A 22,424-nucleotide genomic window follows, 5' to 3' on the forward strand; every position below is an offset into this window, starting at 1 on the left:
TCACTTCTATTTTTTCATGAAATATTATTTCATTTATACTCGATATATTTTCTAATTTTTCAAGACCATGAGCGAAGACAACATTACCCTCGACGAAATCGATCGTCGCATCCTGAACGCCTTGCAAATTGATGCATCGCAAACCAACAGTGAACTGGCGCTAGCGGTGCACGTCTCGGCGCCCACGTGTTTGCGGCGGGTCAAGCATTTACGGGAAAGCGGCGTCATCGAGCGGCAAGTGGCCATCGTCGCGCCGCAGTTGGTGGGCGCGCGCCTGACTGCCATCGTGGAAATCACGCTCGACGTGCAGGCGGCCGAGCGCATGGCGGAATTCGAGCAACTGGTGGCGCAGGAAGCGGCTGTGCTGCAATGCTACCGCGTCTCGCCCGGGCCAGACTTCGTGCTGATGGTGCAGGTGGCCGACATGCCCGCCTACCACGCGCTGGCGCACCGCCTGTTTGCCGCGCACGCGAATGTGCGCAACGTGAAAAGCTATTTTTCCACGTTCCGCAGCAAATTCGAGACGCGCATCGCGGTGTGAAGCAGGCTGGCAGAAAGTTATCCCTGCTTATCCTCACTTTTCCGCATGCTTATACACAAGTTTATCCACAGTATAAAAATCACGGATTTCTACGGCTGCCACATCGGGCCTCGCAGGAGGCCTCTGAATAAATGCAGATCGGCTGCCGGGCAAAACTTATCCCGGCTTATCCATCGCTTACCCACGCTTTAATCACAGGCTTTTGCACAGCTTTACCCACAGCCCACACTTACGAATAACTCTTGAATACCCTTACAATACAATGAGTTATAAGTTATTCATCACTTATCCGTAGATTGCACACAAGCTTACCCACAGTCCAGGCAAGCAAAAAATCGGTGATGCTTTTTCAGTCTGCCCAGACTGGCTTGTACGCTGGAGCGGCAAGCTGGACCAGAAAACTTATCCCGTCTTTTCCACAGGTTTTTTACCATTTATACGCAGCTTATACCGGGCTTATCCATCACTTGTCCGCATGCTTGTTCACATGCTTATCCACACACAACAATACGGAGAAAATACGGGATGGGGAAAGTGGCAGAACTTATCCCGGGTTGTCAGCCAACTCTCCACAGGATTATCCACAGGTATAAAAAAACGCCGCCGGCCCGGACAGGCTGACGGCGTCATGCGTACCGAGGAAGGCGCGCTTATTTCTTGATTTTCACGGGGCGCGTCCAGCCGTCAATGGTGACCTGGCGCGCGCGCGAAACGGTCAGCTTGCCCGCCGGCGCATCTTTCGACAAGGTCGTGCCGGCGCCCAGGGTAGCGCCTTTGCCGACGGTGACGGGCGCGATCAGCTGGCTGTCGCTGCCAATGAAAGCGTCGTCTTCAATCACCGTGCGGAACTTGTTCACGCCGTCATAGTTGCAGGTAATCGTGCCGGCGCCAATGTTGACCTTCGAGCCGATGGTGGCGTCGCCGATGTAGGCCAGGTGATTCGCCTTGCTGTGCGCGGCGATCTGGCTGTTTTTCACTTCGACGAAGTTACCGATGTGCACGTCTTCCGCCAGGACCGTGCCTGGACGCAGGCGTGCGTACGGGCCGATGATGGAAGCAGCGCCGACGACGGCCTCCTCGATATGGCAGAAGGGCTTGATGTGCGCGCCAGCCGCCACCGTGGCATTGATGAAGACGTTGTTGGCGCCCACGCGCACGCCATCGCCCAGTTCGACTCTGCCTTCGAACACGCAGCCGACGTCGATGGTGACATCGCGGCCGCAAATAAGTTCGCCGCGCACGTCGATGCGGGCCGGGTCAAACAGGGTCACGCCCCGCTCGAGCAACGCTTGCGCGATATTGTTCTGGTGGATGCGTTCCAGCTGGGCCAGCTGCACCTTGCTGTTGACACCCGCCACTTCCCACACGGCAGCCGGATGGGCGGAGGTGACGGCCACGCCGTCGGCGACGGCCTGGGCAACGATATCGGTCAGATAGTATTCCCCTTGCGCATTGTCATTCGACAAGGCCGACAGCCATTGCTTCAGTTGCACGGTGGGCGCGACCATGATGCCGCTGTTGATTTCCTGGATGGCGCGCTCTGCTGGCGTGGCATCTTTTTCCTCGACGATGCGCACGATGGCGCCGTTCTCGCGCACGATGCGGCCCAGGCCGAAAGGATCGTCCTGTTCCACGGTCAAGATGGCCAGCTTATCGTTGCCAGCCGCATCCATCAGTTGCTGCAGGGAAACAGCGCTGGTCAGCGGCACGTCGCCGTACAGGATCAGGGTCGGCACACTGTCGTCCAGCAAAGGCAGCGCTTGCTGGACGGCATGGCCGGTGCCCAGCTGCTGCGCCTGCTCAGCGGCATCGATCTGCACGGCATGGTTCACCTTGTAGCCGTCGAGCAACTTCAGCACCGCTGCGCCCCCATGCCCGTAAATCACGCATAATCGGGACGGCGCCAGGCCGCGCGCCGTGTCGATGACGTGCGACAACAATGGCTTGCCCGCCAACGGGTGCAATACCTTGGGCAGTGCCGACTGCATGCGTTTGCCCATACCGGCAGCGAGAATGACAACGTTCATAGACCGTAATTTTTATAAGTTAAGAATATGAAAAAGTTTAACACGCAGGTCTCGTTCTCCAGCCGCTTTCGTTACGCCGTGCTGGCCATCATGCTCGTCGTCATGGCCGGCTGCAGCGGCTTGCGCCTGGCCTACAACAATGGCGATACCGTGCTGTACTGGTGGCTGAACGCGTATGTCGACCTGGACCGCGACCAGAAAGGCTGGGTGCGCGAGGATATCGACAAGCTGTTCGACTGGCACCGCAAGACGCAATTGAAGGATTACGTGGAAATCCTGCGCACGGGCCAGAAGCAGCTGCAAGGCAATATCACGCAGCCGGACCTGATGGCCGATTACAGCGAAATCAAGCAGCGCACCCAGGCGCTGCTGCTGAAGGCGGCACCCGAACTGGCCGACCTGGCCCGTTCGCTCAAACCCGAGCAGATCGCGCAAATGGAAAAGAAGTTCAAGTCGAACAATGATGATTACCGCAAGAAATATCTGAGCGGCGACCAGGAGAAGCGCCAGCAACTGCGCTACAAGAAAGCCATGGAGCAATTCGAACTATGGTTCGGCAGCTTCAGCAGCGAGCAGGAAGCCATCATCCGCAAGGCGTCCGACGCGCGTCCGCTGAACAATGAGATCTGGCTCGATGAACGCATGCGGCGCCAGCAGAATGTGTTGAATCTGGTCAAGAAAGTCCACCAGGAAAAACTCGGCAAGGACGCCACCGTGGTCTTGATCACGACCCTGATCAAGGACAGTTTCGAGCGCCTCGAACATTCGGAGCGCAAGGCCTTCTTTGATGCCTACGAAAGCAGCACGGCGCAGATGGTCTTGACGGTGATAAAGATCGCCACGCCGGCGCAAAAGGCCCACGCCGTCAAGCGCATGCAGGGCTGGATCGACGATTTCAATTCCCTGGCCACACAACCCAAATAGCGGGGCAGCGCCAGCAGGGGGGAGGGGGCCATATGCTATAGTGGCCGCCATCGAATTGAAGAAATCCCCATGCAAAAGAAGATTAAAAAACCCGCCAAAGTCCCCGTCCATCACGCGCCGCCACCGAACCAGGTGCGCATCATCGGCGGCCAGTGGAAACGCTCCGTGCTGCCTGTTTTGCAGGCACTGGGCTTGCGCCCGACACCGGACCGCGTGCGCGAAACCGTATTTAACTGGATCAATCACTTGCGCGACGGCGACTGGGCCAACGCCCAGGTACTAGACCTGTTCGCCGGCAGCGGCGCGCTCGGTTTTGAAGCGGCCAGCCGCGGCGCCGCCTCCGTCACCATGGTCGACACGCACACGCCCGTGATCCGCCAGCTGGAAGAGAACAAGACGAAATTGCGTGCCGACAATGTGCAACTGCTGCGCGGCGACGCCCTGCTGACGGCGCAAGGCCTGGCAGCGCGCGGCCAGCGTTTCGACCTGATCTTCCTCGATCCGCCCTACCAGCAGGATTTCCTGGCGAAAGTGTTGCCTCTGTGCGCCAACCTGCTCAAGGAAGGCGGCATGGTGTACGCGGAGTCGGGCTTGCCGCTGGTCTTCGATGAAACCAGTGCACTGGAAAAACCTGAGTGGATGGCGCCGTGGGAAGTCATCCGTGCCGACAAAGCGGGCACCGTTTATTATCATTTGCTAACTTACAACAAAGTGCCGGCAACTGCCTGAATCTGCCTATAAATAAGGCAAAAAGGCTCCCTGGCCCGAGGCGTAGCACCAATTTCAGGCATAATGCGCGTCTATATTGGTGCATCGTCAGGGAGCCGCAATGGTTGTAGCCGTTTATCCAGGAACATTCGATCCGCTCACGCGCGGTCATGAAGATTTGGTGCGCCGCGCATCGGGTCTGTTTGACAAGCTGATCGTCGGTGTGGCCGACAGCAAGAACAAGCAACCGTTTTTCTCGCTCGACGAACGCCTGGAAATCGCCAACGAAGTGCTTGGCCACTATCCAAACGTGCAAGTGGAAAGCTTTTCCGGCTTGCTCAAGGATTTCGTGCGCAAGCATGAAGCTAGAGTCATCGTGCGCGGCTTGCGCGCCGTTTCCGACTTCGAATACGAATTCCAGATGGCGGGCATGAACCGCTATCTGCTGCCCGATGTCGAAACCATGTTCCTAACGCCGTCCGACCAGTACCAGTTCATTTCGGGCACCATCGTGCGCGAAATCGCGGCGCTGGGCGGCGACGTCTCCAAGTTTGTCTTCCCCTCGGTGAACCGCTGGCTGCAAAACAAGATTGCCGCCAACGCTGCCTCATCGCAATAAGTAAGAGTGAAATCATGGCATTACTGATCACCGACGAATGCATCAATTGCGACATTTGCGAGCCCGAGTGCCCGAATGACGCGATCTACATGGGCGCGGAAATCTACGAAATCGATCCCAACAAGTGCACCGAATGCGTGGGCCACTTTGACGAGCCGCAATGCCAGCAAGTGTGCCCTGTCAGCTGCATCCCCTTCAATCCCGCCTGGCGCGAAAGCCCGGAACAATTGATGGCCAAGTACGAACGCCTGCAGGCTGAGCTGCCTGCCGCCAAAACCTAAGCTTTTCTCCCGCGCCACTTCTGGACCACTTCTGCGTGGCGCCAGCTTCTGCCAACTGTTCTACACTGTGTGCTGACTTATCCACAGCCCATGGTATCCACGGAGGTAGAAGATGCAAATACGCACATCCGGTTTCGGCCGTTCCCTCGCAGCCGCCTGCCTGTGCGCCTGCATGGCACAAACGGCGCTGGCCGTTGAAGTGGGCGGCGTCAAGCTGGACGACACGGTACAGCTGGCCAGCCGCGAGTTGAAACTCAACGGCGCCGGCGTGCGCTACAAAGTCATCTTCAAGGTCTACACGATCGCGCTGTACCTGCCGGAAAAGAAAACCCAGCTGGCCGACATCCTGATGTTGCCCGGACCGCGCCGTCTGGAAATCGTCATGCTGCGCGACATCACTTCCGACGAACTGGGGCAAGCCTTCATGCAAGGCTTGAAGCGCAGTTCCGACCAGGCCGACCGCACGCGCCTGCTGAGCCAGACGATGCAGTTCGGCGCCATGTTCGAAATGGTACCCGGCCTGAAAAAGGGCGACATCCTGACCGTGGACTGGCTGCCGGAAGAGGGAACGTTGTGCAAACTGAACGGCAAGCAGGTGGGCGACATGGTGCCGGACCTGGCCTTTTACAATGCGCTGCTGAAAATCTGGATCGGCGCCCATCCTGCCGACACCTTGTTGCGCGCGCATTTACTGGGTGACATGGCCTGAAGCAAAACGCGGGCGTAAAAAAAGCCGGCTCGCGCCGGCTTGTCATCTGTAACAGCGAGCTTATGCGCGTGTCGACAGGGCGCGCAATTCGGCGGCGTTGCTTGGCGACACGCCATCCATCTTGCCCAAAGTGCGCTTCAAGGCTTGCGCTTCGCGCATCTGCTGGCGCGCCAGACGCTCTTCGCGGCTCAGCTTGGGACGCACCACCAGCATCATGGCGCGGGCGATTCCCACCAGCAAAGGCTTGAACAGCAGGGCGAACGCGCCCACGGCGACGATCACCAGCACGAGTTGCAGGGCGTTCAGCAGAGAAATCTCCAGCACGGGTGCGGATACTGCGTACAGGGCGGAGGCGAAGGTAGACATAGTGTTCCAGTGCATTATAGAATTTGCCAGTACTATAGTGCAGTGCAACATATAAATCTAATTCCATTTCTTGATACCAATTATATGAATCGTGAATGGAAAACTGTAATATTTTTTAACGAGTGAAAATATTCGTGCCCGGCGCGGTTTACACTCCTAAGTAATCAATTTTAAGTAATCAATTCAACTTTTATCTTGGGCTTTCCATGAGTTTTCTGACGCTGGATCTGAACTTGCTGCGTGTTTTCGACGCCGTCATGACGGAACAAAACCTGACGCGCGCAGCCGGCCACCTGGCGATGACGCAGCCGGCGGTATCGAACGCCATCAAACGCCTGCGCGAGAGCCTCGGTGACGAATTGCTGATCCGCACGGCCTACGGCGTGAAACCCACGCCCCGCGCCGAAGCCCTGTGGCCATCCGTGCGCTCGGCCCTGGCCAGCCTGGAAGCGGCCGTCACGCCGGAAACTTTCGACGTGTCGAAAACCCACGCCACGTTCCGCATGGCGATGGCAGATGCGACGGCTGCGTTCTGGCTGCCCTCGCTGATGCGCTCGATCGAACGGGAAGCACCGGGCGTCAACGTGCGCATGATGCCGCTGACCACTCGTGAACCGCGCCCGATGCTGCTGCGCGGCGATATCGACCTGGCCGTGGGCTTCTTTCCCGGCGTGGCGGCGCAATTGTCGAGCGAAACGGGTTCGCCGATCCGCCACGAGCGCCTGTATTCCGGCAAGTATGTATGCGTGATGCGGCGCGGCCATCCGCTGGCCGACAAGGAATTGACCCTGGATAACTACTGCGCGGCAAACCATTTATTGGTGAGCTTTTCCGGCCGCGCGCATGGCTTGATCGACGAAGCGCTGTCGCAGATCCACCGCGAACGGCGCATTTTGTTGACGGTCAACCAGTTCTTCACGGCAGGCAGAGTGGTCGCCAATTCCGACCTGATCACGGTCTTGCCGCGCCATTTGATCGCCTCGACGGGCATGACAGAGTCCCTGCTGTACAAGGATTTGCCATTGACCTTGCCAGCCGTCCACCTGGACATGCTGTGGCACGAGCGCGACGCCCGCAGCCCCGCCCACAAATGGCTGCGTAATCATCTGGAAAGCATGAACACGCCCACCCTGCGCACGGCCACGGCGGCCGGCGGCGGCGTGGCACCGAAGCCGCATATCGAGTAAGCGTCGCCTGCACAAGAAAAAACGCCTGATGATCTCTCATCAGGCGTTTTGCTATGCGTGGTTGCTGGAGCGATAACCGATGCGAAAACCGCCCCAGTGCTTGCCATCGACGTGGATGGGCACGGACAAATCGTGCATGACTTCGCCCGTGTCGCGCTTATACGTCTGCAACAGGAAGGCCTTGGTATTGCTGCCGCAACGCTTGCCCGTGCGGTCGCTGAAGATGCGCTTGGTGCGGTTATTGACCATATCGGTGGCGTAGTCGCCCGTCAGCGGCTGGGAAAACTTCTTGTTGTGCGTCGGAAAATAGCCATTGTTGTCGACGGCGCCCGCATACGCCAAATGGGGCAGGGCGGCCAGCACGCCTTCCTGCAGGTCGGGCAGCACCTTGTCCGTAAACGCGTCGAACTTCGTGTTGTGCTTGGGCGGATTGGTGTTGGGAATCGGGCGGTAGTGGCGGTCGAACAGGGCTTCGCGCGTGATGCGGCCCGACGCGATCGCTTGCTCGAACAGTTTGCCCACCTCGCGCGCGGCGCGTTGGGCCGCCTCGCGGATCTCGTCATGCGGCGTGGCCACGCTCGATTCACCGAGGGCGCCGGCGATCACTTCGGCCCGCTCGGCCAGGGCCATGGCCGATTGCGTGGCGCGCGGCAATTCGGCATTCGTCGACAGCATGCTGTCGCGGATTTGCAAGATGGCGTCGGCGATCACTTGCGTCGTGTCGACGTGTTCGCGCGAGGCGCGGGCGATTTGCCCGATCTCGTCTTCCGATTCGCCCGACGATTGCTCGATATGGCTCAGTGAAGCATGCACGCTTTCCACATTGCGCGCCGCTTCCGTCACGCCGGCCGCCAGCGAACTCATGCCGCGCGCGGCTTTTTCCGACTGTTCATTGATTTCGCGCACCATGACGCTGATTTCATCGGAAGCTTCCTTGGTGCGCTGCGCCAATTGCCGCACTTCACCGGCCACGACGGCAAAACCGCGGCCATGTTCGCCGGCACGGGCCGCTTCGATGGCGGCGTTCAGCGCCAGCAAGTTGGTGCGCGCGGAAATATCGGAAATGGCTTCCGTAAAGCCCGTGATGCGTTTGGATTTTTCTTGCAGACTCAGCATGGTGCTGGACGCGCCTTGCGCTTCCTCGCGTGCCGTATTGATGCGGCGCAAGCCCTGGTCCACTTCGGCACGCGCCGCCACGCTTTCCACGCGCACGCCGGCCGCTACCTTGGCGGCCCGTTCCGCATTGGCGGCGATCTTTTCCGTCATCGCGGCATTTTGTACAGAACTGTCGGCAATGTCGCTGGCCGTGCGGACATCAAGTTCCACCTTCTGTTTGACGGAATCGACAAAATACGAGGTTTCCGCCGCACCGATCATGATGGCATCGATGGCATTGCCCACCGTGTCGGCGAACTGGTGCAAACCCGGTTCGCCACGCGGACGGCCGGCAAACGCCAGCAGCGCGGCGCCGATGGCGGCGGCCACGCAGGCAATCAAATAAGGATGGTCGCCGCCCAACAGCAGCAGCAGATAGGCCAGGCAACAGGCCACGGCCATTGCCAGGATCGTGAATACAAAGAAACGCATCAGCTGATGCTGCAACTGCTTCATTTGTCCCCCGCTGCGCGAACCCGTCACGTCCCTGGAGGGACGTGCTGTGGCCGTATGCGGATGGGCACGATTGCCCACCTTGCACCCTGAACACAACGTCTGCGCGTCGTTTTCAGGCCGGCTACCGGATAGCAGAATTGTAGTTCTACCCTACAACATTTGTTCCGATAGCTCAATCAGAAAAACGGGACGGCTACACCAGGGTCACTTAATTGGCAATTTGGTGGTGTTTTTGACCTCTTCCATGACGGCATAAGTGTGGGTTTCCCGCACACCTTTCTGCAACAGCGTCTTGCCCAGGAATTCGCGGTAAGCGGCCATATCCTTGACGCGCGCCTTGACCAGGTAATCGAAACCGCCAGCGACCATATGACATTCCAGTACCTCTGGAATGATTTGTACGCTATGCTTGAAGGCGTCGAACACTTCCGGTGTCGTGCGATCGAGCACCACTTCGATGAACACTAGCAGCGAAACGTCGAGCAGCTGCGGGTTCAACTGGGCCGTATAGCCCATGATGTAACCGGATTCGTGCAGCTTGCGCACGCGCTCCAGGCAAGCGGCCGGCGACAGGTTCACGCGCGCGGCCAGCTCCACATTGCTGATGCGTCCATCGCTCTGCAATTCCATCAGGATTTTCTTACTGATCTTGTCCAGCATTTCCATCACCCCCAAATTAATATTATTTGGTTAAATTGTCGCATCAAAAACTATCTATTGCTAGTCCCCTGTATTACCAGAATTAATCCATAAGAATCCCCTTTACAATCGAATCATCTTAACGTCCGACTTTCTGTATTTTTTTGCACCAAAAAAGAGCAAGAATTACGTCAGTTTTCGTCCCCTTTTTCCTTGTAAAGAGCACTTATGCACCCTGCAGGCCCCTCGGCTTTTACCCCGATTCCTTTTGCTGCGTTCCAGGCAGAAATCCTGCCCGAAGCGACTCCACAACGCGCCGCCATCACCGCTGCCTATAGGCGCGACGAGGTTTCCGCCGTGCAGTGGCTGTTGCAACAAGTGCGCCCCAGCAGCACCGAAACGACGGCCGAAGGACAAGCGCTGGCGCACCGCCTGGTCTCGAACGTGCGCCAAAAACGCACACGCGCGTCCGGCGTCGATGCACTGATGCACGAGTTCTCGCTATCGTCGGAAGAGGGTGTTGCATTGATGTGTCTGGCTGAAGCGCTGTTGCGTATACCCGACAGTCAGACAGCCGACCGTTTGATCGCCGACAAAATCAGCAAGGGTGACTGGAAGAAACACCTGGGCGAATCGCCGTCGCTGTTCGTCAACGCGGCCACCTGGGGTTTGCTGATTACGGGCAAACTGGTCAGTACCAGCAGCGAATCGGGCCTCGGTTCGGCCATGACCAAGCTCATCGCCAAAGGCGGCGAACCACTGATCCGCAAGGGCGTCGACCTGGCCATGCGCATGCTGGGCAACCAGTTTGTTACAGGCCAAACCATCGAGGAAGCGTTGAAAAACAGCCGCGAGAATGAAACGCGCGGCTACCGCTACTCCTACGACATGCTGGGCGAGGCGGCCCTGACGCAGCAGGATGCGACCAGCTACTACGCCTCGTACGAAACGGCAATCCACGCCATCGGCAAGGCGTCGAACGGCCGCGGCATCCGCAACGGTCCCGGCATTTCCGTGAAACTGTCGGCCCTGCATGCGCGCTACAGCCGCGCCCAGCGCGCCCGCGTCATGGAAGAATTGCTGCCAAAAGTCAAAGCCCTGCTGTTGCTCGCCAAACAGTACAACATCGGCTTCAACATCGATGCGGAAGAAACGGACCGCCTGGAATTGTCGCTCGACCTGATGGAAGCACTGGCTTTCGATGCGGATCTGGCCGGCTTCGACGGCATCGGCTACGTGGTGCAGGCGTATCAAAAACGCTGCCCGTTCGCCATCGATTTCCTGATCGACCTGGCGCACCGCAGCGGCCGCAAGTTCATGGTGCGCCTGGTGAAGGGCGCGTATTGGGATGCGGAAGTCAAACGCGCACAAGTCGACGGCCAGGAAGGCTATCCCGTCTACACGCGCAAGGTCTACACGGACGTCTCTTACCTCGTGTGTGCGCAAAAACTGCTGGCCGCCAGCAGCCTGATCTATCCACAATTTGCCACGCACAACGCGCAAACCCTGTCGACCATTTATACCTGGGCGAAACGCGACGGCATTACCGACTACGAATTCCAGTGTCTGCACGGCATGGGTGAAACCCTGTACGACCAGGTCGTCGGCCCCGAGAATCTCGACAAGCCGTGCCGCATCTACGCGCCCGTCGGCTCGCATGAAACCCTGCTGGCCTACCTGGTGCGCCGCCTGCTGGAAAACGGCGCCAACTCCTCGTTCGTCAACCAGATCGTCGACGAAAGCGTGGCCATCGATAGCCTGATCCGCGATCCGCTCGAGCAGGCGCGCCTGCAGGGCGGCTTGCCGCATCCGTCGATTCCGCTGCCGCTGGACATGTTTGGCAGCGAACGCAGGAACTCGGCCGGCCTGGACCTGTCGAATGAAGATACTTTGCGCACGCTGGCCACGGGCCTGGCGCAACAGCAGACATGGCAGGCAGCGCCGCTGATCGATGGCGCCGTCAGCCTGAATGGCCCCACGCATATGCTGCACAATCCGGCCCAGCACGACGATGTCGTGGGCAAGGTCATGGAAGCCGGTCCGGCCGACGTGGAAACAGCCCTGGCCAGCGCCAGCGCCTACGCCATGGATTGGCAAACAACAGAACCGTCGATCCGCGCGCAAGCGTTGCTGCGCGCGGCCGACCTGTTCGAGGAACACCACATCGAGCTGATGGCCCTGGCCGTGCGCGAAGCGGGCAAGTCCCTGCCGAACGCAATCGCGGAAATCCGCGAAGCCGTCGCCTTCCTGCGCTACTACGCGGCGCAGGTGGAACACGCGCCAAACACCCTGGCGCTCGGTCCCGTCACCTGCATCAGCCCGTGGAACTTCCCGCTGGCCATCTTTACGGGCCAGCTGGCCGCCGCCCTGGCCGCAGGCAACGTGGTACTGGCCAAGCCGGCCGAGCAAACGCCGCTGATCGCCCACCGCGCCGTGCAATTGCTGCACGCGGCGGGCGTACCGCGCGGCGCGCTGCAATTCTTGCCCGGTAGCGGAGAGGTCGTTGGCGCCGGCCTGTGCAATGACGCACGCGTGAAAGGCGTGATTTTCACGGGCTCGACGGAAGTGGCGCAATTGATCAACCGCAACCTGGCCGCGCGCGCCGTGGCCGAAGGCATCGACATTCCCCTGATCGCCGAAACGGGTGGCCAGAATGCCCTGATCGTCGATTCGTCCGCCTTGCCGGAGCAAGTGGTGCAAGACGTGATGTCGTCCGCCTTTGACAGCGCCGGCCAGCGCTGCTCGGCCTTGCGCGTGCTGTTCCTGCAAGCGGAAATCGCCGACAAAACCATCCACATGCTCAAGGGCGCCATGCAGGAATTGCGCGTCGGCAATCCTGACCGCCTGGCGACCGATATCGGTCCCGTCATCGATGCGGAAGCGCAAGGTAACTTGCTGGCGCACATCAACAAGATGAAAACCATGGCCATCGACCATTATTCGCTCGATTTGCCGACCGTCAAAGGCACGTTCGTCGCCCCGACCGTGCTGGAAATCAAGTCGCTGGCGCAATTGACGCAGGAAGTCTTCGGCCCCGTGCTGCACGTAATCCGCTACAAGCGGTCCGAGCTGCCGCAACTGGTGCAATCGATCAATGACAGCGGTTATGGCCTGACCCTGGGCATCCATACGCGCATCGATGAAACGATCGATTTCATCACCAAGCGCGCGCATGTGGGCAATATTTATGTGAACCGCAACATCGTCGGCGCCGTCGTCGGCGTGCAGCCGTTCGGCGGCGAAAGCAAATCAGGCACCGGCCCCAAGGCGGGCGGCCCCCTGTACCTGAAACGCCTGCAGCGCAATGCGCCAGCCGGCGCGCAGCACCAGCGCCAGGCGCCGCCAGCACTCGATGCGCTGACCGTGTGGGCAAAGATGCATGGCCACGACAAGGTCGAGCAACTGGCGCAGGAATACGCACGCACCACCTTGCTGGGCAGCACCACCGTCTTGCCAGGCCCGACAGGCGAGCGCAATACCCTGAGCTTTGCCGCGCGCGGCACGATTCTGTGCGCGGCCGCCACGTCCGGCACGCTGATGAACCAGCTGGCCGCCGTCCTGGCCACCGGTAACCAGGCTCTGGTGCTGGCGCAAGCGCCGGAGCTGATCCCGGGCGACTTGCCGGCCGCACTGAAAGACCGCATCCAGATCATTACGAACCTGGAGTCGGTCAAGCATGATTTCCAGATCGCCATGATCGAACCTGGCCTCGATGGCCAGCTCAAACCGCTGCTGGCGGCACGGGAAGGGCCCCTGGTGGCCACGATTGCAACCACGCAGGACGGTGCCATCCCCCTGTGGCGCCTGGTTGCTGAGCGGGCGCTGTGCGTGAATACGACAGCGGCCGGTGGGAATGCCAGCCTGATGATGCTCAGTGTCTAACATTTAAGCAGGCAGTCAACGCAAAAGGGCAGAACCAGTGGTTCTGCCCTTTTTTTATGCCAGCTGGATAAAAAATCAGCCAGCCAGACGCTGGCACAATTGCTGGATCACCGTAAACGCATACGGCGAGGCGACGGTTTGCACGAAACGCATGAAGTCGACGGCCGCCTCTTCGTTGGCGTTGTCGGAAATGGTGCGCATGACGGTAAACGGCACGCCCAGCTCAAAACACACTTGCGCCACGGCGGCGCCTTCCATTTCCACGGCCAGCAGGTCGGGGATATCTACTTTGAGCTGGTTCAGATGCGCGGCGCTGCTGATGAACTGGTCGCCGCTGGCGATCAAGCCGCGGTGCACTCGCACGTGCTGCAAGCCAAATGCCGCGATATCTGCCGGCTTGAGTACGCTGGACACATCGTCACGCAGGAAATCTTCCGCGGCGCCAGCCAGTTGCGTGCTCAGTTCCAAGTCCGTGGCAAAGCGCTGCAGGCCCGTCAATGGCACTTCAAAACGGGGAAACAAGGGACGAGCGTCCATATCGTGCTGCAACAGCGATTCGGCCACGACAATATCGCCGACTTTCACGTGTTTATCCCCACTGCCGGCCACGCCGGTAAAGACGATGTGGGTAACTCCGTACTTTTCCACAAGGATAGAAGCTGTCATGGCGGCGGCAACCTTGCCCAGACGCGACAGGACGCACACAGCGTCGATATTCCACAGGGTTCCCAGGGTGTAGTCGCGCATGCCGTGCGAATGCCTCTGGGGGCTCTGCATGGCTTCTACCAGCCCCTGCTGTTCTTCGTGCAAGGCACTGATGATGCCTAAACGCATTTTTTGATGTGTATGCATGCTGTTTTTACAGGTTTTTTGAATTGCAAAACGGTTTATATGGTGAAAACAGCCGTTTCGGCGACTTTTCCACTGTTCGCATTTGTCTCTGTGTTTTAAATAAAGATGTATACATAAAAATAGTAGTGATAGTAAACGGCCATTTTTTTGTGGATAAGCCGGTATACCATTGAAAAATCATCGACTTAGCGCACAAAAAAGTAGGCGCACAAGCATTGTATCCACGGAGGACTTGTTTGGGATAAAAATTGGCTTGTGGACAAAGATCGACTTTTCCCACATCTCATCCTGTGGATATGCAGGCACTTATCCACACCGGCACGCAAAAATCGCGGTTTTTCTTGCTGTAGTGGCATGTTTGAAGTGCTTCGTCTGCATAGCCCCATGTCTGGCAATCAACAGTGAGCGACTACGAACGTTGTTCTCTCATTGACGTGAGCGTTCAGTTGATTCCTGGAAGACGGTTTGGAAGTGGGTCGCGATGTCGCCGTTGGCTTTTTTTTTGACGGTGTTGCGTGCTTTTTGGAAATATCCCCGGACTTCCGCTTTTTTTGTCGGTTTACAATAGATCTATATATATAAAAATAGTAGTAATAGTAAACGCGTTTTTTTCTGTGGATAAGTCGCTTTTTTTCAACAGAATCAATCGTTTACACGCAAAATAAAGCGTGCATAATCGCTGTATCACGCGAGGAGCAAAATTGTATAAAATGCGGACCTGTGCAAAAGTTCGTGTTTACGCACAAGTCATCCTGTGGATATCAAGTGACTTATCCACAATCGTCTCACATTCCCCTTTTTTCGACATCGAACCGCCTGCTGGCACTGTGCCTGCTCAGGTCTGTTGACGTTTCCATTTTGCAAAACGGTTTGGCAGTGCTGTCTGCGTGATGCTGGCCGTGCCGGTTTTCGTCGCTCAGTTGTTGGCGCGATTTTTTTTTGTCAGCCAACGCTGCTGCCTGGGTTTTTGAAGACGGGCTTGTGAAGGTTCGCTAAGGCGTAGGGTAGGCAAAGCGTGCGTTGTCGGGTTTACCTTAACAAGTTCGTATACAAGAATAGTAATAGTAGTTAACGGCGGCATCTTCTGTGGATAAGTCCCGATTTATCCTTGTAAACAATCGCTTGGCGTGCGGATAAGCGCTGAGTAAAGGTTGTATCTGCCTGGGACGGTTTCTGGACAAAAAAAAGCCGCTGAAAAATTTTTTCGTTTACACACATATCGTCCCTGTGGATATCCATACGGTTATCCACAGCTTGCAGCCCCTGCTTTTGATGCTTTTTTACCTTGCCGTGACGCTTGTTCGTATCCCAGGCAACGATTAATGTCGCCCTGGCCCGGCACTGGTGGTAATCTCAAGGCGGCTCAGCAGCCATGCATGCATGAAGAAAGACAGACTCTGGTAGCGGAACGCGGCGAGGAGATACGCCGCGCGACAGCTTGATGGCATACCGAAAGGAGCTTCATTGGAATCGGCAGGCGAATACGACTACATCATCGTGGGCGGCGGCACGGCAGGTTGCGTGCTGGCCAACCGGCTCACACGGGACAAGGACGCCAATGTTTTGCTCGTGGAAGCGGGCGGCAAGGATGACTATGTGTGGATCCACATCCCTGTCGGCTATCTGCATTGCATCGGCAATCCCCGCACGGACTGGCTGTATTCCACGCAGGCGGACGCGGGACTGGGCGGGCGCAGCCTGATCTATCCGCGCGGAAAAGTGCTGGGCGGCAGTTCTTCCATCAACGGCATGATCTATATGCGGGGCCAGGCCGGCGATTACGACCACTGGGCCGACCTGACGGACGACGCTTCCTGGCGCTGGGACAAAGTCTTGCCGCTCTTTAAGCAAAGCGAGGATTATTACGGCGGCGCCTCGGAAAACCATGGCGTGGGCGGCGAGTGGAGAGTGGAAAAACAGCGGCTGTCATGGGATATCCTGAACGCGTTTCGCGATGCGGCGCAGCAGGTCGGCATCCCGAAAACCAGCGATTTCAATGGCGGCGACAATAGCGGCAGCGCGTATTTCGACGTCAACCAGCGCCGCGGCATCCGCTGGAATACCTCGAAAGCATTTTTGAAACCGGCATCGCGCCGCCCGAATTTGACCATCATGACGGGCTGCCACGTGGAACGCCTGTTGATAGGGACTTCGGAGTCGGGACCCCGTTGCACGGGCATCGTGTTTACGGGCGGCGGCACGCAGTGGCAAGCGACGGCCAAGCGGGAAACCTTGCTGACGGCGGGCGCCATCGGTTCGCCGCAATTGCTGCAATTGTCCGGCATCGGCCCGGCCGCCTTGCTGCAGCAGCATGGCATCGCGCCCGTGTTGGACGCTCCTGGCGTGGGCGGCAATTTGCAGGACCACCTGCAGCTGCGCATGGTCTTTAAAGTGCAGGGCGTGAAAACGCTGAACATCATGGCGGGCAATATGCTGGGCAAGATGCAGATCGGCTTGCAATATGCACTGTTCCAGAGCGGGCCCATGTCGATGGCGCCGTCGCAGCTGGGGGCGTTCGCCAAGTCCGATCCGCAGCAAGCCACGCCGAACCTGCAATACCACGTGCAGCCCTTGTCGCTCGACAAATTCGGCGAACCCTTGCACGCGTTTCCCGCGTTTACGGCCAGCGTCTGCAATTTGCGTCCCACGTCGCGTGGTCACGTGCAGATCGCATCGGCCGACAGCTATGCGGTGCCAAAGATTATGCCCAATTATCTCAGTACGGAGCAGGACCGCGCCGTGGCGGCCGACGCCTTGCGCCTGACACGGACCATCGCCGCCGCACCGGCCCTGAAAAAATTTGCGCCGGAAGAATACAAGCCTGGCATGCAATTCCAGAGCCAGGAAGAACTGGCGCAGGCGGCCAGCCAGATCGGCACCACCATCTTCCACCCGGTGGGCACTTGCCGCATGGGACTGGCCAGCGAGGCCTCGAGCGTGGTCGACAGCCAGTTGCGCGTGATCGGCGTGGCGGGCCTGCGCGTCGTCGATGCCTCGATCATGCCGTACATTACTTCTGGTAACACGAACTCGCCCACGGTGATGATCGCGGAAAAAGCGGCGCAAATGATACACGCGGCTTGGAAATAGCTGGAAATTACTGGGCAAAGGCGCGAGTTTGCGCCATTCGGGCCGGTGAAAAATCCCCGTAGTTATACTGTATTGTGCGTTAAATTTAAGTTGTGTATTATAAAAATGACTAAGTAGTACAAAAAGTACAACTAGGAGACACGATGTCAAACGTAATCTTGGAAACAAGAAATTTGACCAAGGAATTCAAGGGTTTCACCGCTGTGAGCGACGTGAACCTGAAGGTAGAGCGCGGCCATATCCACGCCTTGATCGGCCCGAACGGCGCCGGCAAGACCACGTGCTTTAACTTGCTCACCAAATTCCTGGTCCCCACTTCCGGACAGATCCTGTTCAATGGGAAAGATATCACGGCCGCCAAACCGGCCCAGATCGCGCGCATGGGCGTGATCCGTTCCTTCCAGATTTCCGCCGTCTTCCCCCATTTATCCGTGCTGCAGAATGTGCGTATCGGCCTGCAGCGCCAGCTGGGAACCTCGTTCCACTTCTGGCAAAGCGAACGGGCATTAAACCAGCTCAACGACCGCGCCATGGCCTTGCTGGCCGAAGTCGACCTGACGGAGTTTGCCGACACCATCACGGTCGACATGCCGTACGGGCGCAAGCGGGCGCTGGAAATTGCCACCACCCTGGCGATGGAGCCGGAAATGATGCTGCTCGACGAACCGACGCAGGGCATGGGCCACGAAGACGTGCACCGCGTGACGGAACTGATTAAAAAAGTGTCGGCCGGCCGCACGATTTTGATGGTGGAACACAATATGAGCGTGGTCTCTGGCATCTGCGACAAGATTTCCGTCCTGCAGCGCGGCGCCATGCTGGCCGAAGGCAGTTACGCGGAAGTGTCGCACAATCCGCAAGTGATGGAAGCGTACATGGGCACCACCCACGCGGAACTGGAAGGGGCGCATTGATGGCGACACAAGTGAATGGCGGCGCACCCGCGCTGGAAATTACGCAACTGCACACCTGGTATGGCGAATCGCACATCCTGCACGACGTGAACCTGAAAGTGGCGCAGGGTGAAGTGGTCACTTTGCTGGGCCGCAACGGTGCCGGCCGCACGACCACCTTGCGCGCCATCATGGGGCTGACGGGCGCACGCACGGGCTCCATCAAAGTCAATGGCGTCGAAGCGATAGGTTTGGCCACGCACAAAATCGCCCACCTGGGCATCGGGTATTGTCCCGAAGAGCGCGGTATTTTTTCCTCGCTGTCGACCGAGGAAAACCTGCTGCTGCCGCCGACCCTGGCCAGCGGCGAGAAGGGCATGTCGGTGGAGGAAATCTACGCCATGTTCCCGAACTTGCAGGAACGCCGCCACAGCCAAGGCACGCGCCTGTCGGGCGGGGAACAGCAGATGCTGGCCGTGGCGCGCATCCTGCGCACGGGCGCGCGCCTGCTGCTGCTCGATGAAATATCCGAAGGCCTGGCGCCCGTTATCGTGCAAGGGCTGGCGCGCATGATTACCACCCTGAAAGCGAAGGGCTACACCATTGTCATGGTGGAACAGAATTTCCGGTTTGCCGCGCCGCTGGCGGACCGGTTTTATGTGATGGAGCACGGTCAGATCGTCGAGACTTTTGCTGCATCCGAACTGGAGGCCAAGATGCCGGTATTGACCGAGCTGCTTGGCGTGTAGTCCCCATGTAGTGTGTTTTACTCGTCATCGACCAGCAATCGTCTGAATAGCAAACAATAATCCCAACGGAGACACCATGAAACGTAACGCTATCGCCATTGCCACCGCCACTCTTTGCGCATTGGGCTTTTCCGCCGCCGCGCACGCCCAGGTATCGGGCGACACCATCAAGATCGGTTTTATTTCCGACATGTCGGGCGTGTATTCCGACGTCGACGGCCTCGGCGGCGCGGAAGCCATCAAGATGGCGATCGCCGATGCCGGCGTGGTACTGGCCGGAAAAAAGGTGGAATTCATTTCCGCCGACCATCAAAACAAGGCCGACATCGCCGCTTCGAAGGCGCGCGAATGGTTCGACCAGCAGGGCGTCGACATGCTGATCGGCGGCACCAATTCCGGCGCCAGCCTGGCCATGGCCAAGGTCGCGGCGGAAAAGAAAAAAATCTTCATCGCCATCGGCGCCGGCTCCTCGCGCCTGACGAATGAAGAGTGCACACCTTACACAGTCCATTACGCCTACGATACGGTAGCGCTGGCGCGCGGTACGGGCGGCACCATCGTCAAGCAGGGCGGCAAGAACTGGTATTTCATGACGGCAGATTATGCGTTCGGCCACTCGCTGGAAAAAGACACGGCCGAGGTCGTCAAGGCGGCCGGCGGCAAGGTGCTGGGCAGCGTCAAGCATCCGCTGGGCGCTTCGGATTTCTCTTCCTTCCTGCTGCAGGCGCAATCGTCCAAGCCGCAAATCCTCGGCCTGGCCAATGCCGGCGGCGACGCCATCAACAGCATCAAGGCGGCCAACGAGTTCGGTTTGACGAAGTCCATGAAGTTGGCCGGCTTGCTGATCTTCATCAATGACATCCATTCGCTGGGCCTGAACCTGACGCAGGGCATGTACCTGACGGATGGCTGGTACTGGGACTTGAATGCGGACACGCGCGCCTGGTCGAAACGCTATTTCGCCAAGATGAAGAAGGAGCCATCGATGCTGCAGGCAGCCGACTATTCGGCGGCCGCCAACTACCTGAAAGCCGTCAAGGCGATCGGTACGGATGACACCGAGAAGGTCATGGCCTACCTGAAAAAGACCAAGATCAACGACATGTTCACACAGAACGGCGAAGTGCGTCCCGATGGCCGCATGGTGCACGATATGTATTTGATGGAAGTGAAGAAACCGTCCGAGTCGAAATACCCATGGGATTACTACAAGGTGGTCGCCACCGTGCCCGGCGCGCAAGCGTATGTGACCAAGGCCGAGTCGAAGTGTTCGCTGTGGAAGTAACGCTGTAGCAACCTCCACAGAGTGCCCGCCTGCGCGCGGGCGCTCTGTCCTGCATGCTTCGCCCGCAGGGTTCGCCTTGCGCCGCCGCACCCGTTTGCGGCGGCGCGTTTCCCTTGATACCACACCGCTATCCGGCGGTGCTTTTTATACTGTGATGCCATGGAAATTTTCGGCGTTCCAATACAAGCGATGATGAGCCAGCTGCTGCTGGGTCTCGTCAACGGCTCGTTCTATGCCATGTTGTCCCTCGGTCTGGCCGTCATCTTCGGCTTGCTTAACGTTATTAATTTCTCGCACGGCGCCATGTACATGATGGGCGCCTTCCTGGCCTGGATGGGCCTCAGCTATTTCGACATCAATTACTGGGCCATGCTGGTCATCGCCCCGATCCTCGTCGGCCTGGTCGGCATCCTGATCGAAAAGACCATGCTGCGCTGGCTGTATAAACTCGACCACCTGTATGGCTTGCTGCTGACCTTCGGCATCACCCTGATCATGGAAGGCGTGTTTCGCTCGTTCTATGGCGTCTCGGGCCAGCCGTATGCCGTGCCCGAAGCGCTGGCCGGCGCGACGGACCTCGGTTTCATGATCTTGCCGAACTACCGCGCCTGGGTCGTGATCGCTTCGCTCTCCGTATGCCTGGCCACCTGGTTCGTCATCGAAAAAACCAAATTAGGAGCCTACCTGCGGGCCGGCACGGAAAACCCGAAACTGGTGGAAGCGTTCGGCATCAACGTGCCGCTGATGGTGACGTTGACGTTCGGTTTCGGCGTGGCGCTGGCCGGTTTTGCCGGCGTGCTGGCGGCGCCGATCATCCAGGTTTCGCCGCTGATGGGCTCGAACCTGATCATCGTCGTGTTTGCCGTGGTGGTGATTGGCGGCATGGGTTCCATCATGGGCTCCATCTTGACAGGCCTGGGCTTGGGCGTGATCGAGGGCCTGACCCGCGTGTTCTACCCGGAAGGCTCGGCCACCGTGGTGTTCGTGGTGATGGTCATCGTGTTGCTGCTGCGTCCCGCCGGCCTGTTCGGCAAAGAAAAGTAATCCTCATCAGTCATGTATTGGAGCTACCACGATGAATAAGAATGTAGGCTACGCCATTGCCCTGCTGCTGGCGTTGGCGGCCCCGTTTTACGGCTATCCCGTCTTCCTGATGAAGTTGCTGTGCTTCGCCCTGTTTGCCTGCGCTTTCAACTTGCTGATCGGCTATACGGGTTTGCTGTCGTTCGGTCACGCGGCCTTCTTCGGCGGCGCGGGCTATGTCACCGGTTACGCGCTGCGCACCTGGGGCTGGCCAACGGAACTCGGTTTGCTGGCTGGTGTCGCTACGGGTGCCTTGCTGGGCCTGGTGATCGGCGGCCTGGCGATCCGCCGCCAAGGCATCTACTTTACGATGATCACCCTGGCGCTGGCGCAGATGGTGTACTTCCTGGCCTTGCGACTGCCGTTCACAGGCGGTGAGGATGGCTTGCAGGGTGTTCCACGTGGAACCTTGCTGGGAACGATAGACCTGGGCAATGACACCGTCTTGTACTATGTCGTGCTGGCCATCTTTGTTGCCGGCTTCGCCCTGATCGTGCGCACCATCCACTCGCCGTTCGGCCAAGTGCTCAAGGCGATCAAGGAAAACGAACCGCGCGCCATCTCGCTCGGCTACGACGTCAACAAGTACAAGCTGATGGCCATCGTGTTGTCCGCTTCTCTGGCTGCGCTGGCCGGCGCCACCAAGACCCTGGTACTGGGCTTTGAAACCCTGACCGATGTCTATTGGGGCATGTCGGGCCTGGTCGTGCTGATGACCCTGGTGGGCGGCATGGGCACTTTGTCCGGCCCGATCCTCGGCGCCGTGCTGATCATTGCGCTGGAAAACAAGCTGGGCGATGTTGGTACCTACCTGGCCACGCACACGGGCATCGAGTGGTTCGGCACCTTGGGCGAATCGGTGGGCATGGTGACGGGCGTGATCTTCGTCATCTGCGTGCTGATGTTCCGGCGCGGCATCGTCGGCGAAGCCATCGCGCGCTTCGGCGGCAGGGCTGCCAAAGCCGCGGTCTGATTTTC

The 22,424-nt window shown here is 58.6% G+C and carries 19 protein-coding genes; 14 read left to right on the top strand and 5 right to left on the bottom strand.

Going from position 1 to position 22,424, the window contains the following annotated elements:
• The first annotated feature begins 67 nt into the window (after positions 1-67).
• A complete protein-coding gene (locus tag ACQ4WO_RS15050; protein WP_436482155.1) occupies positions 68-541 on the top strand; it encodes an Lrp/AsnC family transcriptional regulator in 474 nt (157 codons plus the stop codon).
• 650 nt (positions 542-1,191) lie between these two features.
• Here ACQ4WO_RS15050 and glmU read toward each other — a convergent pair.
• On the bottom strand, positions 1,192-2,568 hold the full coding sequence (gene glmU, locus ACQ4WO_RS15055) for a bifunctional UDP-N-acetylglucosamine diphosphorylase/glucosamine-1-phosphate N-acetyltransferase GlmU (RefSeq protein ID WP_436482157.1): 1,377 nt from the start codon (positions 2,566-2,568) through the stop codon (positions 1,192-1,194).
• 27 nt (positions 2,569-2,595) lie between these two features.
• On the opposite strand from glmU, the gene ACQ4WO_RS15060 reads away from it, so the two are divergent.
• The 5 genes from ACQ4WO_RS15060 (at position 2,596) to ACQ4WO_RS15080 (ending at position 5,809) form a co-directional block, all read left to right on the top strand.
• A complete protein-coding gene (locus tag ACQ4WO_RS15060; protein ID WP_436482158.1) occupies positions 2,596-3,492 on the top strand; it encodes a DUF6279 family lipoprotein in 897 nt (298 codons plus the stop codon).
• A 69-nt stretch (positions 3,493-3,561) separates the two neighbouring features.
• Positions 3,562-4,221, top strand: a complete 660-nt coding sequence (rsmD, locus tag ACQ4WO_RS15065) for a 16S rRNA (guanine(966)-N(2))-methyltransferase RsmD (RefSeq protein ID WP_436482159.1) — start codon at positions 3,562-3,564, stop codon at positions 4,219-4,221.
• A 100-nt stretch (positions 4,222-4,321) separates the two neighbouring features.
• A complete protein-coding gene (gene coaD, locus ACQ4WO_RS15070; protein WP_034752633.1) occupies positions 4,322-4,819 on the top strand; it encodes a pantetheine-phosphate adenylyltransferase in 498 nt (165 codons plus the stop codon).
• A 14-nt stretch (positions 4,820-4,833) separates the two neighbouring features.
• Positions 4,834-5,100 carry a YfhL family 4Fe-4S dicluster ferredoxin gene (locus ACQ4WO_RS15075; RefSeq protein WP_034752637.1) on the top strand — a complete coding sequence of 89 codons (267 nt, stop codon included), beginning with the start codon at positions 4,834-4,836 and terminating at the stop codon, positions 5,098-5,100.
• 112 nt (positions 5,101-5,212) lie between these two features.
• The gene (locus tag ACQ4WO_RS15080; protein WP_436482160.1) at positions 5,213-5,809 is read left to right on the top strand and encodes a chalcone isomerase family protein; all 597 of its coding nucleotides are present in this window, start codon (positions 5,213-5,215) and stop codon (positions 5,807-5,809) included.
• A 60-nt stretch (positions 5,810-5,869) separates the two neighbouring features.
• Here the strand turns inward: ACQ4WO_RS15080 and ACQ4WO_RS15085 are convergent, their stop codons facing one another.
• On the bottom strand, positions 5,870-6,175 hold the full coding sequence (locus ACQ4WO_RS15085) for a hypothetical protein (RefSeq protein ID WP_034752641.1): 306 nt from the start codon (positions 6,173-6,175) through the stop codon (positions 5,870-5,872).
• 206 nt (positions 6,176-6,381) lie between these two features.
• Between ACQ4WO_RS15085 and ACQ4WO_RS15090 the strand changes: the two genes are divergently transcribed.
• Positions 6,382-7,362, top strand: coding sequence for a LysR family transcriptional regulator (locus ACQ4WO_RS15090; RefSeq protein WP_034752642.1), 981 nt, complete (start codon positions 6,382-6,384; stop codon positions 7,360-7,362).
• A gap of 51 nt (positions 7,363-7,413) precedes the next feature.
• On the opposite strand, the gene ACQ4WO_RS15095 is transcribed toward ACQ4WO_RS15090, so the two are convergent.
• Together ACQ4WO_RS15095 and ACQ4WO_RS15100 are read right to left on the bottom strand one after the other, a co-directional pair.
• Positions 7,414-8,973 carry a methyl-accepting chemotaxis protein gene (locus ACQ4WO_RS15095; protein ID WP_436482163.1) on the bottom strand — a complete coding sequence of 520 codons (1,560 nt, stop codon included), beginning with the start codon at positions 8,971-8,973 and terminating at the stop codon, positions 7,414-7,416.
• Between the two features lie 204 nt (positions 8,974-9,177).
• Entirely contained in the window at positions 9,178-9,633 is a 456-nt protein-coding gene (locus tag ACQ4WO_RS15100; RefSeq protein ID WP_010393827.1) for an Lrp/AsnC ligand binding domain-containing protein, read from the bottom strand.
• A 207-nt stretch (positions 9,634-9,840) separates the two neighbouring features.
• On the opposite strand from ACQ4WO_RS15100, the gene putA reads away from it, so the two are divergent.
• Positions 9,841-13,494 carry a trifunctional transcriptional regulator/proline dehydrogenase/L-glutamate gamma-semialdehyde dehydrogenase gene (putA, locus tag ACQ4WO_RS15105; protein ID WP_436482164.1) on the top strand — a complete coding sequence of 1,218 codons (3,654 nt, stop codon included), beginning with the start codon at positions 9,841-9,843 and terminating at the stop codon, positions 13,492-13,494.
• A 75-nt stretch (positions 13,495-13,569) separates the two neighbouring features.
• Here putA and ACQ4WO_RS15110 read toward each other — a convergent pair whose 3' ends face one another.
• Positions 13,570-14,328, bottom strand: a complete 759-nt coding sequence (locus ACQ4WO_RS15110; protein WP_436482364.1) for a 5'-methylthioadenosine/adenosylhomocysteine nucleosidase — start codon at positions 14,326-14,328, stop codon at positions 13,570-13,572.
• 1,482 nt (positions 14,329-15,810) lie between these two features.
• Between ACQ4WO_RS15110 and ACQ4WO_RS15115 the strand changes: the two genes are divergently transcribed.
• From ACQ4WO_RS15115 to ACQ4WO_RS15140, 6 genes are all read left to right on the top strand, one after another.
• Positions 15,811-17,436, top strand: coding sequence for a GMC family oxidoreductase (locus tag ACQ4WO_RS15115; protein ID WP_436482165.1), 1,626 nt, complete (start codon positions 15,811-15,813; stop codon positions 17,434-17,436).
• Positions 17,437-17,579: 143 nt separating this feature from the next.
• Positions 17,580-18,350 carry an ABC transporter ATP-binding protein gene (locus ACQ4WO_RS15120; RefSeq protein WP_436482166.1) on the top strand — a complete coding sequence of 257 codons (771 nt, stop codon included), beginning with the start codon at positions 17,580-17,582 and terminating at the stop codon, positions 18,348-18,350.
• Positions 18,350-19,078 carry an ABC transporter ATP-binding protein gene (locus ACQ4WO_RS15125; protein WP_034752656.1) on the top strand — a complete coding sequence of 243 codons (729 nt, stop codon included), beginning with the start codon at positions 18,350-18,352 and terminating at the stop codon, positions 19,076-19,078. The genes ACQ4WO_RS15120 and ACQ4WO_RS15125 overlap by 1 nt, the downstream gene beginning before the upstream one ends.
• Positions 19,079-19,154: 76 nt before the next feature.
• Positions 19,155-20,363, top strand: a complete 1,209-nt coding sequence (locus ACQ4WO_RS15130) for an ABC transporter substrate-binding protein (RefSeq protein WP_034752659.1) — start codon at positions 19,155-19,157, stop codon at positions 20,361-20,363.
• Positions 20,364-20,522: 159 nt separating this feature from the next.
• A complete protein-coding gene (locus ACQ4WO_RS15135; protein WP_034752662.1) occupies positions 20,523-21,407 on the top strand; it encodes a branched-chain amino acid ABC transporter permease in 885 nt (294 codons plus the stop codon).
• A 31-nt stretch (positions 21,408-21,438) separates the two neighbouring features.
• Positions 21,439-22,419, top strand: a complete 981-nt coding sequence (locus ACQ4WO_RS15140; RefSeq protein ID WP_034752665.1) for a branched-chain amino acid ABC transporter permease — start codon at positions 21,439-21,441, stop codon at positions 22,417-22,419.
• Positions 22,420-22,424 lie beyond the last annotated feature (5 nt).

Origin of the sequence: Janthinobacterium aestuarii (assembly GCF_051380835.1) — a bacterium.
Taxonomy (GTDB): domain Bacteria; phylum Pseudomonadota; class Gammaproteobacteria; order Burkholderiales; family Burkholderiaceae_D; genus Janthinobacterium; species Janthinobacterium aestuarii.